At 33.0% G+C, this 12,929-nt stretch carries 11 protein-coding genes; 9 read left to right on the top strand and 2 right to left on the bottom strand.

Annotated features, from left to right (window positions below):
- Positions 1 to 95 precede the first annotated feature (95 nt).
- The 4 genes from ruvC (at position 96) to metA (ending at position 6,008) form a co-directional block, all read left to right on the top strand.
- On the top strand, positions 96 to 578 hold the full coding sequence (ruvC, locus tag OT390_RS08775) for a crossover junction endodeoxyribonuclease RuvC (RefSeq protein WP_010891952.1): 483 nt from the start codon (positions 96 to 98) through the stop codon (positions 576 to 578).
- Positions 579 to 781: 203 nt separating this feature from the next.
- Complete coding sequence (flgE, locus tag OT390_RS08770; RefSeq protein ID WP_394535941.1) at positions 782 to 3,346, top strand: flagellar hook protein FlgE; 2,565 nt, start codon at positions 782 to 784, stop codon at positions 3,344 to 3,346.
- Positions 3,347 to 3,771: 425 nt separating this feature from the next.
- Positions 3,772 to 5,043, top strand: a complete 1,272-nt coding sequence (locus tag OT390_RS08765; RefSeq protein WP_002853122.1) for an O-acetylhomoserine aminocarboxypropyltransferase/cysteine synthase — start codon at positions 3,772 to 3,774, stop codon at positions 5,041 to 5,043.
- Positions 5,044 to 5,126: 83 nt separating this feature from the next.
- Positions 5,127 to 6,008 carry a homoserine O-succinyltransferase gene (metA, locus tag OT390_RS08760; RefSeq protein WP_002783526.1) on the top strand — a complete coding sequence of 294 codons (882 nt, stop codon included), beginning with the start codon at positions 5,127 to 5,129 and terminating at the stop codon, positions 6,006 to 6,008.
- Positions 6,009 to 6,012: 4 nt separating this feature from the next.
- Here the strand turns inward: metA and OT390_RS08755 are convergent, their stop codons facing one another.
- Positions 6,013 to 6,612, bottom strand: coding sequence for an NAD(P)/FAD-dependent oxidoreductase (locus tag OT390_RS08755; RefSeq protein ID WP_002783528.1), 600 nt, complete (start codon positions 6,610 to 6,612; stop codon positions 6,013 to 6,015).
- 159 nt (positions 6,613 to 6,771) lie between these two features.
- On the opposite strand from OT390_RS08755, the gene queF reads away from it, so the two are divergent.
- Both queF and OT390_RS08745 read left to right on the top strand, forming a co-directional pair.
- Positions 6,772 to 7,155 carry a preQ(1) synthase gene (gene queF / locus OT390_RS08750; protein ID WP_002783530.1) on the top strand — a complete coding sequence of 128 codons (384 nt, stop codon included), beginning with the start codon at positions 6,772 to 6,774 and terminating at the stop codon, positions 7,153 to 7,155.
- 137 nt (positions 7,156 to 7,292) lie between these two features.
- On the top strand, positions 7,293 to 7,937 hold the full coding sequence (locus OT390_RS08745; RefSeq protein WP_002866807.1) for an outer membrane beta-barrel protein: 645 nt from the start codon (positions 7,293 to 7,295) through the stop codon (positions 7,935 to 7,937).
- 35 nt (positions 7,938 to 7,972) lie between these two features.
- On the opposite strand, the gene OT390_RS08740 is transcribed toward OT390_RS08745, so the two are convergent.
- Complete coding sequence (locus OT390_RS08740) at positions 7,973 to 8,602, bottom strand: hypothetical protein (protein ID WP_002853105.1); 630 nt, start codon at positions 8,600 to 8,602, stop codon at positions 7,973 to 7,975.
- A gap of 319 nt (positions 8,603 to 8,921) precedes the next feature.
- Here OT390_RS08740 and leuA point away from each other — a divergent pair, with 319 nt between their 5' ends.
- The 3 genes from leuA to leuC are packed head-to-tail and all read left to right on the top strand — an operon-like array spanning position 8,922 to position 12,929.
- Entirely contained in the window at positions 8,922 to 10,457 is a 1,536-nt protein-coding gene (gene leuA / locus OT390_RS08735; RefSeq protein WP_032587519.1) for a 2-isopropylmalate synthase, read from the top strand.
- Positions 10,454 to 11,530 carry a 3-isopropylmalate dehydrogenase gene (gene leuB / locus OT390_RS08730; protein ID WP_032587517.1) on the top strand — a complete coding sequence of 359 codons (1,077 nt, stop codon included), beginning with the start codon at positions 10,454 to 10,456 and terminating at the stop codon, positions 11,528 to 11,530. Before leuA ends, leuB begins: the two co-directional genes overlap by 4 nt.
- Positions 11,517 to 12,929, top strand: a complete 1,413-nt coding sequence (gene leuC / locus OT390_RS08725; protein WP_074471020.1) for a 3-isopropylmalate dehydratase large subunit — start codon at positions 11,517 to 11,519, stop codon at positions 12,927 to 12,929. The genes leuB and leuC overlap by 14 nt, the downstream gene beginning before the upstream one ends.

The raw sequence follows: 12,929 nt of genomic DNA, 5'->3' as shown, positions 1-12,929 counted from the left end.
AATCTCTCTTTAAATTTTGCATAATGTATAAATTTTATCTTAAATTTTATAAAAAAAGGTTAAAATCCGCTTTTGTATTTTATTTTTCAAAAGGTATGAATTTGAAAATTTTAGGTATAGATCCAGGTTCGAGAAATTGTGGTTATGCTATCATAGAAGCTGACAAAGGAAAAAACATTCTCATAGAAGCAGGACTTATAAAGATAAAGCCAAGTACCTTACAGTATCAAATCACAGAGCTTTGCGAGGGTTTGGACTTGATTTTTAAAAATCATTCTTTTGATGAGGTGGCTATAGAAGATATCTTTTTTGCTTACAATCCAAAAACCGTTTTAAAACTCGCACAATTTCGCGGAGCCCTATCTTTAAAAATTCTTCAAATTCATGGAGACTTTGCAGAATACACTCCCTTACAAGTGAAAAAAGCCGTTACAGGAAAAGCCAAAGCAACTAAAGAACAAGTTGCTTTTATGGTAAAAAGGCTTTTAGGACTTAGTAAAGATATCAAGCCTTTGGATATCACAGATGCTATCGCAGTGGCTTTAACCCATGCAGCAAATTTAAGAGTTAGGGTGTGATTTTGGTAATTTTTATTACACAAAAGACCAAAGCTTCATAAACTCCCAAAATACCTTTAAATTTTTTCTATAAATTTTTAAAAAATTCATAAAAAATTTCAAAAGTTGGAACAGAACTTGCTTGTAAACTTCACATAAACGCAAAAGTTTTTTAAAGCCAAAGCGTTAAATTTTTTAAAGCAATATTTTATAAAGGATTTAAGATGATGAGATCACTTTGGTCTGGCGTAAGCGGACTACAAGCACATCAAGTTGCGATGGATGTTGAAGGTAATAACATTTCAAATGTTAATACCACTGGTTTTAAATACTCCCGTGCGGATTTTGGGACTATGTTTAGCCAAACTGTGAAAATCGCTACAGCTCCAACTGATGGAAGAGGTGGATCTAATCCACTTCAAATCGGTCTTGGCGTTTCAGTAAGTTCTACAACTAGAATTCATTCTCAAGGTTCAGTTCAAACCACAGATAAAAACACTGATGTGGCTATAAATGGTGATGGTTTTTTTATGGTGAGTGATGATGGGGGGCTTACTCGCTATCTTACAAGGAGCGGGGATTTTAAACTAGATGCTTATGGAAATTTTGTTAATAATGCCGGCTTTGTAGTTCAAGGGTGGAATATCAACTGGGATACTCAAAGTATAGATAGCTCAAGAACTCCGCAAAATATTTTTATCGATCCCGGTATGCATATCCCTGCAGCAAAATCAACCGAAGTAGCCATCAAAGCGAATTTAAATAGTGGTTTAAGCGTAGGAACAGCAAAAACTCCTATATATGGACTTGATTCTGTTCATGGTTTTAACAAAAAAGATGGAACTGCAAAAAATGAAAATGATACAGGTATAACTCAATTTTACACAACTTCAAAAAATTCAGTAGAAGTTACAGAAAAAGGGGTTGACTGTGCTGCTTTATTTAATGGTAAAGGCGATGGATTAAATCTAAGAGATGGACAAGGTATATGGGTAAGTTATGCAGATTCTAAATTTAGCACAGCTGGAGCAAATGCAAACCAAGGACAAGGTAACAACGGTGTTTTCGATCCAAATCAAAAAGTTGCACAAAATGCTGTAATATTTTGGGGACACGAACAAAAACCTGCAACTTTGGATATAACTTTAAACGGAGTTCATATACAGAATAATTCTATAAAAAGTTTAGATGAAGCTATAGCTTATATCAATACCTTTACTGCACCAACGGATACAAGGGATGGAACAGGAGTAAAAGCAGTAAGAAAAGCTGATGGCAGCGGTATAGACTTTATAAATACTAATGCTGATGGCACTACAGACAATATGAAAAACATAGACTTACAAGTAAATCCTGATAATTCGGCTGGAGAATTAATAAACGTAAGAGTTCATCAAGTAAATGGTCAAACTGAATTCAATTGGCAAGGTACTCAACTTAGACCTGCTGGTCGTCCATTAGTAAATAATGCTGGTAGTGCTTGGATAGATGGAAATTTTGCGAATAATCAAAATAGAATACAAATAGTAACAGCTCATAAATATGTATATAGTTCAACTCCAGTTCAACTAGATCCTATGTATAATCCAGATGGTGGTCCTGCTTTTAATCAAGCCAATATAAACACACCTGGAACAGCTGAAAATAACTATCGTAATGCCGTTAATGGTTCTTTATTAAATACAACAGTAAGAACTTTTAGAACTACTGAAGATTTAAGAGAACTTTTACAAAGAGATGCTAGATATGGTGTTGATTATGATGGAAGTGGTGGATTTGAAGCTGATGGTAGTGATGTTAATGAAGGTGTAAAAGTAACAGTTGGTGCAACAGGTGAATTTATAATATCAAATCCAAATGTTCAATCAACTCCTCCAAATGGTATAGTTCAAAATAATAGAAGACCTCATGATATAAGTTTTAATGTTACAGCTTATACAGATGCTCAAGGCAAAGTAAGCACAAATACGGCATTTACAAATATATTTAAAGGTTTTGATGGAGTTTTAACAGTAGGAAATTCAAATCGCCAAAGCGAACAACTTTTCTTAAGTGCATTTTCTGCTGGACTTGAGATATTTGACTCTTTAGGATCAAAACACACTATAGAAGTGCAATTTGTAAAACAAAGCACAACTCAAGATGGTGGTAATGAATGGCAGATGATCATCCGTGTGCCAGAACCTGCTGAGATTAACACTACAGGCGAAGGACCAAACAATATCATCGTAGGAACAGCAAGATTTAACAATGATGGCTCTTTGGCAAATTATAGTCCAAAAACTATAAATTTCTCACCAAACAATGGTGCCGCACCAAATCAACAAATCAAACTTAGCTTTGGAACAAGTGGAAGCAATGATGGCCTTGTAAGCTCAAATTCTGCTTCAACTCTAACAGGACAGGCAACCGATGGTTATACTTCAGGTAACTTAAAACCTGATGCTATCCGTGTGGATGATAAAGGTAATATCTTAGGTGAATTTACTAATGGCAAAACCTTCGCTGTGGCAAAAATGGCGATGGCTTCAGTAGCAAATAACTCAGGCCTTGAGGAAATTGGTGGAAATCTTTTTAAAGTCACTGCAAATAGTGGGGCTATAGTAGTAGGTGAAGCAGGAACAGGAGGTCGTGGTGAGATGAAAACCTCAGCTCTTGAAATGTCAAATGTGGATTTAAGTCGTTCTTTAACAGAGCTTATTATCATTCAAAGAGGTTATCAAGCAAACTCAAAAACCATTTCAACGAGTGATCAAATGCTTCAAACTCTAATCCAGCTTAAACAATAATTTAAGCTTAGTATTCTATAAAATATTGTTTTTTGCTCCCTTTAAGGGAGCAAGCCTTGCTTTACAAGCCTATCTTGGTAGTCTTGTAATACTAGGCTTAGGCTTGAACTGCCTTCAATTTATTGCTAACTCACTCTTGCTAGGGGTGAGTTGCAATAAAATTTTAAGCAATGTGATATAAATTTTTTAAAATTTAATTTTAATTTTATTTTTTAAAGATAGAATAATCAATAATTTTTTAGAAAGGAGAAAAAATGTCTTATATTAGTTTTAACTTAATGCTTTCTTCTTTCTGTATGCGTGCTTGGCACGCTTAATCTACTCGTATATACTCATATTCTATAAATTTACATTTTCAAATAGCCTAGTTTAAAGCCGATAAAAAGCTTTTTAACATTTTTTCATTGATACAATAAGGATAAAAAATGAATTTCAATAAAGAAACTTTAGCATTACACGGAGCTTATAATTTTGATACTCAAAGAAGTATTAGTGTGCCTATATATCAAAACACTGCGTATAATTTTGAAAATTTGGATCAAGCTGCAGCAAGGTTTAATCTTCAAGAACTTGGCAATATTTACTCAAGACTTAGCAATCCTACAAGCGATGTTTTAGGACAAAGACTTGCTAATGTCGAAGGAGGGGCTTTTGGAATTCCTGTTGCTAGCGGTATGGCAGCTTGTTTTTATGCTCTTATCAATTTAGCAAGTTCGGGAGATAATGTCGCGTATTCGAACAAAATTTATGGTGGGACTCAAACTTTAATTTCTCACACACTTAAAAATTTTGGCATAGAAGCTAGGGAATTTGATATCGATGATTTAGATAGCTTGGAAAAAGTTATAGATCAAAACACAAAAGCGATTTTTTTCGAAAGTCTTTCAAATCCTCAAATTGCCATAGCTGATATAGAAAAAATAAACCAAATAGCAAAAAAACATAAAATCGTTAGCATTTGTGATAATACCGTTGCTACTCCTTTCTTACTCCAACCTTTTAAACATGGCGTGGATGTAATCGTGCATAGTTTAAGTAAATATGTAAGCGGTCAAGGCACTGCTTTGGGTGGAGCACTTATAGAAAGAAAAGATTTAAACGACTTGCTTAAAAATAACGATAGATATAAAGCTTTTAACACTCCTGATCCAAGTTATCATGGACTGAATTTAAATACACTTGATTTGCCGATTTTTAGTATTAGAGTCATCATCACTTGGCTTAGAGATCTAGGAGCTAGCTTAGCACCTCAAAATGCTTGGTTACTTTTACAAGGACTTGAAACCTTGGCAGTGCGTATAGAAAAACACAGTCAAAATGCTGAAAAAGTTGCGAATTTTTTAAATTCTCATCCTGATATCAAGGGCGTAAATTATCCTACTTTAGCAAGTAATGCTTATCATAATTTATTTAAAAAATATTTTGATAAAAATTTTGCTAGCGGGCTTTTAAGCTTTGAAGCTAAAGATTATGAGCATGCTAGAAGAATTTGTGATAAAACTCAACTTTTCTTACTTGCTGCAAATTTGGGTGATAGCAAGTCTTTGATCATCCATCCTGCTTCTACTACTCATTCGCAACTAAGCGAAGAAGAACTCCAAAAAGCAGGCATTACGAAAGCTACTATACGCTTAAGCATAGGACTTGAAAATAGCGATGATTTGATAGCGGATTTAAAACAAGCTATAGAAAGTTAAAAGTGTGTTTGCATTGAGTGGAATGAGATAAAAATTCCACCATGCTTTATCATAAATAAGGTTTATTAAATAAAGGAGAAAAAATGCCACTGATTATTCCAGAAAATATACCCGCTTATGAGCTTTTAAAAGAGCATGCTTTTATCATGGGATTAAGGAGAGCAAAGCATCAAGATATCAGGCCGCAAGAAATTTTGATTGTCAATCTTATGCCAAAAAAAATTGAAACAGAAAATCAAATTCTAAGCTTACTTGCAAATTCTCCTTTGCAAGTAAATATCACACTTTTAGCCACGACTAGCTATGTGGGTAAAAATACTCCTTTTACTCATTTGGAAAAATTTTATAAGGGTCTTGAAGAGGTTAAAAAACATAAATTTGACGGTGCTATCGTTACGGGAGCTCCTGTGGAACAAATGGATTTTGAAAAGGTTGCTTACTGGGAAGAATTGCTAGAAATTTTTGATTTTTTAAAGCAAAATGTAACAAGTTCTATGTATATTTGTTGGGGTGCCATGGCTGCTTTAAAATACTTTTATGGTGTGGATAAAATCTCTTTAGATAAGAAAATTTTTGGAGTCTATAAGCATGATAAAGTTTCGCCTGATCTGCTTTTAACAAATTTAGATGAAAAGGTTTTAATGCCTCATTCAAGACATTCTAGCATGGATGAAGAGCAAATTTTAGCGCTACAAAAACAAGGGAAATTAAAAATTTTGCTTAGAAATAAAAAAATCGGTTCGGCTTTATTAAGAGATGAAAAGAATATTTTTATTTTAGGGCATTTGGAATATTTTAAAGAGACTTTACATCAAGAATATGTAAGAGATAATTTCATACAAAAAGCTAAAAATTATTATGATAAAAAGGGCAATATAAAATACAATTGGCGTTCAAATGCAAATACCATTTTTGCAAATTGGCTCAATTATGATGTGTATCAAAGCACACCTTTTGTGCTTTGATGATTTAAACTCTTGTAGTAGGTGTATCGTGATATACGCTTACTGCACCTTTGATATCGCTTAAAATCGCGCAAGCTGCTTCATTGGCACTTCCCATCGCGCAAGCTACCATAGTCGTAACACCTGAAGCAAGTCCTGCTGCGTAAATTCCTTCTTTGATAATCTGTCTCCCGTGATGTTTGAAGCAAAATTTGTTTGGTTTTGGTATAAGCTCATGCGGTATTACAAAATCTTCAAGTTCTTTGATATCGCTTTTGTTTGCCCCTGTTGCTACGATGATATAATCTGCTTTTATACCCAAGCCTTGCTCATCATTAACAGTAAAATCTCCTTTTTCTCCGCTTATGCTTACTACTTTTGAATCGATGTATTTTACTTCGAGCATAGAAGCAATTTGTGCTTTTATGTGAGTGTAAATTTCATCTGCTTTTGCACCTTTTGGGAAAAAAGGAACATTGTAAATTGCTGCTGCTTTTAAATCTGCTTTACCCTCATCAAAAACAGTGATATCAAAGTCAAGTTCTTCATTTTTAGCTGAAGCGAAAAATAAAGCCGCGCTAAGTCCTGCGATGCTACCGCCTATAATTGCAATTGATTTTCTCATTTTTTTCCTTTTGAAAGATTTGCCTTATTCTAGTATAAAAAGCTTTATTTAATATAATATTTGTCTTTTTTATGCAATTTGCTAAAAATGTTTATTTTTCAATTGCTCTAAAAGTAATTTTTTATATAATTTTCTAAAAATTTTCAATAAGGAAAGCTCATGCGTTATGGTGAAAAAGAAATCAAAGAATTTGATGTAGAAAATATGGAAATTTGGCCAAATGATGCCAAAAATGACTATATCATTAAAATCACTTTGCCTGAATTTATGTGTTGTTGTCCGCGTTCGGGTTATCCTGACTTTGCGACGATTTATCTTGAGTATATGCCTAATAAATTTGTGGTTGAGCTTAAGGCGATAAAACTTTATATCAATACTTTTATGTATAGAAATGTTTCACATGAAGCAAGTATCAATGAAATTTATAATACTTTAAAAGATAAATTAAAACCAAAATGGATTAAAGTTGTGGGGGATTTTAACCCGCGTGGAAATGTGCATACGGTGATAGAATGTCGTAGCGATATGGTAGTGCCAAAATAATATTTAAGTAAAATATTAACATATTTTTATGTAAAGATTAAGTATTTTATAAAAAATTCTTATTTAATCTTTGAAGAATATATAATATAAAAAGATCTAAATTTTTTAGATCGAATTTTATTATAAGGAGTTAGGTTATGAATAAAAAATTATTAAGCATTATCGCAAGTGCTACTTTGTTTTCAAATTTGGCTTTAGCAGATGAGAATTCTGGTTTTTTTATAGGTGCTGATGCAGCTTGGATGCATGCTCAAGTAAAAAGTGAGTTAAAACATAAGAATACAAAGCAAAATTTTAATGGAGATATTTCAGGTAATATACCATCGTTTGGTCTAAAACTTGGATATCGTTTAAATGAAAATCATAGAATTTATGCTGGTTATAATTATTCTGATGAATTTAGTGATTTTATCAAAACTCCTAAAATTCAAATCGAAGGTGATTTTACTACACATAAATTTTTAACAGGTTATGATTTTACTCCTAAGCTTTTTGAAAAAACCAGAGCTGTTTTAGGTGTGTATGGAGGATATGCAAGAACAGATCTTACCTTAAAAACAAGCTTTTTATCTTTATCGCAAAATTTTGACGGTTATTTTTATGGAGCGAAAATAGGTGCTTTATATGATTTGACACCACATAATGAAATAGAATTAGGCTTTAAAGCAGAGCAAATTCATTATAATTCTAGAAATTTTTATCAAAATAAAGTGGGTTCAAACTTTTACGATCCTAAACAAACAAATTATGGTGTATATTTAGGATATAATTATAAATTTTAATCTAATGCAAGTTTTTATAACTTGCATTAATGAAATCAACCTCCACCGATAAAGTATTTTTCAACATCATCAAGTAGTTTTTCACAAATTTGAGAATCTGTATTTTTTTCTACTACAAGATTGATATAAGTTTTAGTATCTCTGAAACTTCCTGCTGATTTTGAATTTTCACGAGTGAGTTTTTGATTCTCTTTAGTATATTCTATAGTGATGTTAAATTTTAGAGCAGCACTTGCTTCACCTAAATTCGTTTTTACTACCACATTCATTTTAGAAGCTTTAGCAAGTGTAGCTTGGGTTTTGTTTATGATCTCTTTAAAGCGTTGGCAAGATCGTATAAGTGTAGCGATAAATTTGTTATCAAGTCCTTCATAAGCTACTTTGAGTTTATTTTTGATATCTTTTGTACTTTCTTTTTCAGGGGCAACAAAAACCATATAAAAACCATTTTTTATAGTCACATTGTCTGTTTTTACATCGCGTCCACTTGACATAACTTTAACATAAATGGCATTATCAAGATAAACACGATCTACCATAGGCCCATAAATTTCGTATTCTTTTTTTCGGACTATGACTTCACGAGCTAGGACATTTAATTTCACATTGGCTTCGTGGATAACAGGTTCCATTTCTTTTTTAATCTCTAAGAGTTCTTTTAACATCAACTTCCTTTTTGTTACTTAAAATTACAATTATATCAATAATTTTCTTAATTTAAGAATTTTACAAACACATTTACTAAAAATATGATACATTAAGTATTAATTTTAACAAAGGAGGAAAAGATGAAACAAATTTTTGAAATTTCAAATTCAGTCCAACAAAAAAGTAAAGACAATACTTTTAATCTGCTACTGCAACTCTCACTCTAAAACTCAATTTTATTTTTAATCATTTTTTACATTTTTAATTTTTTATCATTGTTGTTAAGTTTTTGAATTTTTAATTCATTCAGTCTGTTTGGTTTTAAAGGATTAAATCATGAAAGATAATAAAATCATAATCTTTGATACCACTTTGCGTGATGGAGAACAAGCTTTAGGCAGTTCTTTGGGTATCAATCAAAAATTACAAATCGCTTTAGCGCTTGAAAATTTAGGCGTAGACGTTATAGAAGCAGGTTTTCCGGTATCTTCACAAGGGGATTTTAAAGCGGTGCAAAAGATCGCTTCTAAGGTTAAAAACTCAACTATTTGTGCACTTTCTAGAGCATTGGATAAAGATATAGATATGGCTTATGAAGCTTTAAAAGTGGCAAAGCATTTTAGAATTCATACTTTTATAGCCACTTCGACTTTGCATATGCAAGATAAATTAAAAAAAGATTTTGATGAAATTTTGTCTATGGCAAAAAGAGCGATTATAAGAGCAAGATCTTATACTGATGATGTAGAATTCTCATGCGAAGATGCAGGAAGAACTCCGATAGATAATCTTTGTTTTATGGTGGAAAATGCGATAAAAGCAGGCGCTAAAACTATAAATATCCCAGATACCGTAGGCTATACCTTGCCAAGTGAATTTGCTAATATCATCAAAATTTTATTTAACAAAGTGCCAAATATAGACAAAGCTATCATTTCTGTGCATTGTCACAATGACTTAGGTATGGCAACGGGCAATAGCTTAAGTGCTATTTTACAAGGTGCAAGACAGATAGAGTGCACTATAAATGGACTTGGCGAAAGGGCGGGCAATTGTGCTTTAGAAGAAGTGGTTATGGCGATAAAAACTAGGAAAGATTATTTAAAAGGTTTTTATACTGATATTAAATGTGAAAATATCTTTAAAACTTCAAAATTAGTTTCAGCTATCACTAATGAAAGCATACCTTCGCATAAAGCTATAGTGGGTAGCAATGCGTTTTCTCATAGTTCAGGCATTCATCAAGATGGAGTGCTTAAAAATAGGCAAACTTACGAGATCATAAGCCCTAGTGCCATAGGAATTCATGACAATCGTATGTTAATGACGGCAAGAAGTGGAAGGGCTATGATAAAAACTTGCCTTGAAAATTTAGGCTATGATGAAAATACTTATAATTTAGATGATGTTTATGAGCGTTTTTTACGCCTTGCGGATAAAAAGGGTCAAGTATATGATTATGATTTGGAAGCTTTGATGTTTTTAAGCTATGAAAATGAAGAAGAAAATGAATTTATACTTGAAAAATTAAGCGTGATTAGTGGCAATATCCCAACCGCTTGTGTTTGTATGCGTATCAAAGAAGAGCTAAAAACTGAAGCTTGCACAGGAAATGGTCCTGTTGAAGCAGTTTTTAACTGCATTGCTAGGATAACAAATTTAAAGCCTGTGTTAAAAGCTTATAGTATCAATGCAAAAAGTTCAGGAGTAGATGCTCAAGGGCAAGTGGATGTGGATTTGGAATTTAAAGGGAGAAAATTCCATGGAAAAGGACTTTCAACAGATGTTATAGAAGCTTCAGCACAAGCTTTTGTGAGTGCTTACAATGCGATTTATCGCTCTTTAAAAGTAGAAGAAAGGAAAATGGCATGAAAACTTATAAAGTAGCTGTTTTAGCAGGAGATGGCATAGGGCCTTTGGTGATGAAAGAAGCTTTAAAAATTTTAACTTTTATCTCACAAAAATACAATTTTAGTTTTGAATTTAATGAAGCTAAAATAGGCGGTGCAAGTATAGATGCTTATGGAGTGGCTTTAAGTGATGAAACTTTAAAGCTTTGTGAGCAAAGTGATGCGATTTTATTTGGCTCTGTGGGTGGGCCTAAGTGGGATAATTTACCCATAGATCAAAGACCTGAAAGAACCTCGCTTTTGCCTTTAAGAAAGCATTTTAATTTGTTTGCAAATTTGCGTCCTTGTAAAATTTATGAAAGTTTAACTCATGCTTCACCTTTAAAAAATGAGATTATCCAAAAAGGAGTGGATATTTTATGTGTTAGAGAGCTTACAGGTGGGATTTATTTTGGTAAGCAAGATTTAGGCAAAGAAAGTGCGTATGATACTGAAATTTACACTAAAAAAGAGATAGAAAGGATAACTCATATCGCTTTTGAAAGTGCAAGAATAAGAAAGAAAAAAGTGCATTTAATCGACAAGGCGAATGTTTTAGCAAGTTCTATTTTGTGGCGAGAAGTGGTGGCAAATGTTGCAAAAGATTATCAAGATATAAACTTAGAGTACATGTATGTGGATAATGCTGCGATGCAGATTGTAAAAAATCCTAGCATTTTTGATGTTATGCTTTGTTCAAATCTTTTTGGTGATATTTTGAGTGATGAGTTAGCTGCCATTAATGGATCTTTGGGTTTGTTAAGTTCAGCAAGTTTAAACGATAAAGGTTTTGGACTTTATGAGCCAGCAGGTGGAAGTGCGCCTGATATAGCTCATTTAAATATAGCTAATCCCATAGCTCAAATTTTAAGTGCGGCTTTGATGTTAAAGTATAGTTTCAAAGAAGAACAAGCCGCACAGGATATAGAAAATGCTATATCTTTAGCATTGGCACAAGGAAAAATGACTAAGGATTTAAATGCTAAGTCGTATTTAAATACCGATGAAATGGGGGATTGTATTTTAGAAATTTTAAAGGAGAATAATAATGGCTAAAACTTTATATGAGAAAGTCTTTGATGCTCATGTGGTTTATGAAGGCAAAAACGAACTTCCTATACTTTATATCGATAGACATTTAATCCATGAAGTAACAAGCCCTCAAGCATTTTCAGGGCTTAAAATGGCTAAGCGTAGAATGGCAAGAGCGGATTTAACTTTGGCTACCATAGATCATGATGTTTCAACTAAAAGCGTGGATTTAAATGCTTGTTCTGATATGGCAAAAGAGCAAATTACAACTTTGATGCAAAATACTAAGGAATTTGGAGTAAGGCTTTTAGGACTTGGAGATAAAAATCAAGGCATAGTTCATATAGTAGGTCCTGAGCTTGGCTTTACTTTACCTGGGGTTACTTTAGTTTGTGGGGATTCTCATACGGCAACACATGGGGCTTTTGGAGCTTTAGCCTTTGGTATAGGCACGAGTGAAGTAGAGCATGTCATGGCAACGCAAACTTTAAAACAAGCCAAACTTAAAACTATGAAAATCGAATGTAAAGGGCAGTTTCAAAAAGGCGTTTATGCTAAGGATTTGATTTTGTATTTGATCGCACAATACGGCACAGCAAAAGGCACAGGCTATGCTATAGAATTTTGCGGAGAACTTATAAGAAATCTAAGTATGGAAGCTAGAATGACTCTTTGTAATATGGCTATAGAATTTGGAGCGAAAGTAGGTATGATAGCTCCTGATGAGATCACTTTTGAGTATATTAAGGGAAAGGAATTTGCACCTAAAGGAGAAGAATTTCAAAAGTATTGTGAGTATTGGAAGAGTTTAAGAAGTGATGAAGGAGCAAAATATGATGAGAGTATTACTCTAGATGTAAGCAAGATAAAACCACAAATTAGCTATGGAACAAATCCTTCGCAAGTGATTGGCATAGATGAAAAAATTCCAAAAATAAGTGATTTTAAAAATCAAAGCGAGCAAAAATCTTTGTTTGATGCTTTATATTATGTAAATTTAGAGCAAGATCAAGTTATAGAAGGGGTAAAAATCGACATTGTATTTATAGGATCTTGCACAAATGGGCGTTTAGAAGATCTTAAAATAGCCGCTGATATCTTAAAAGGGCGCAAAATTCATAAAAATGTTAAAGCTTTAATTGTGCCTGGTTCAATGCAAGTAAGAAAAGAAGCTGAAAATTTAGGACTTGATAAGATTTTTATCGAGGCAGGGTGTGAGTGGAGATATGCAGGGTGTTCTATGTGTCTTGGTATGAATGATGACAAAGCAAATTCAGGTCAAAGAGTTGCTTCAACTTCAAATCGTAACTTTGTAGGCAGACAAGGCAAAGGTTCTATCACTCATTTGATGAGTCCTGCAAGTGCAGCAGCTTGTGCCATAGAAGGTGTTATTTGTGATAATAGAAAGTATTTAGGAGTTTAA

This window comes from Campylobacter sp. CFSAN122748, assembly GCF_045277125.1.
In the GTDB taxonomy this organism is placed as follows: Bacteria; Campylobacterota; Campylobacteria; order Campylobacterales; family Campylobacteraceae; genus Campylobacter_D; species Campylobacter_D jejuni.
This window is presented reverse-complemented; position numbering and strand designations above follow the sequence as displayed.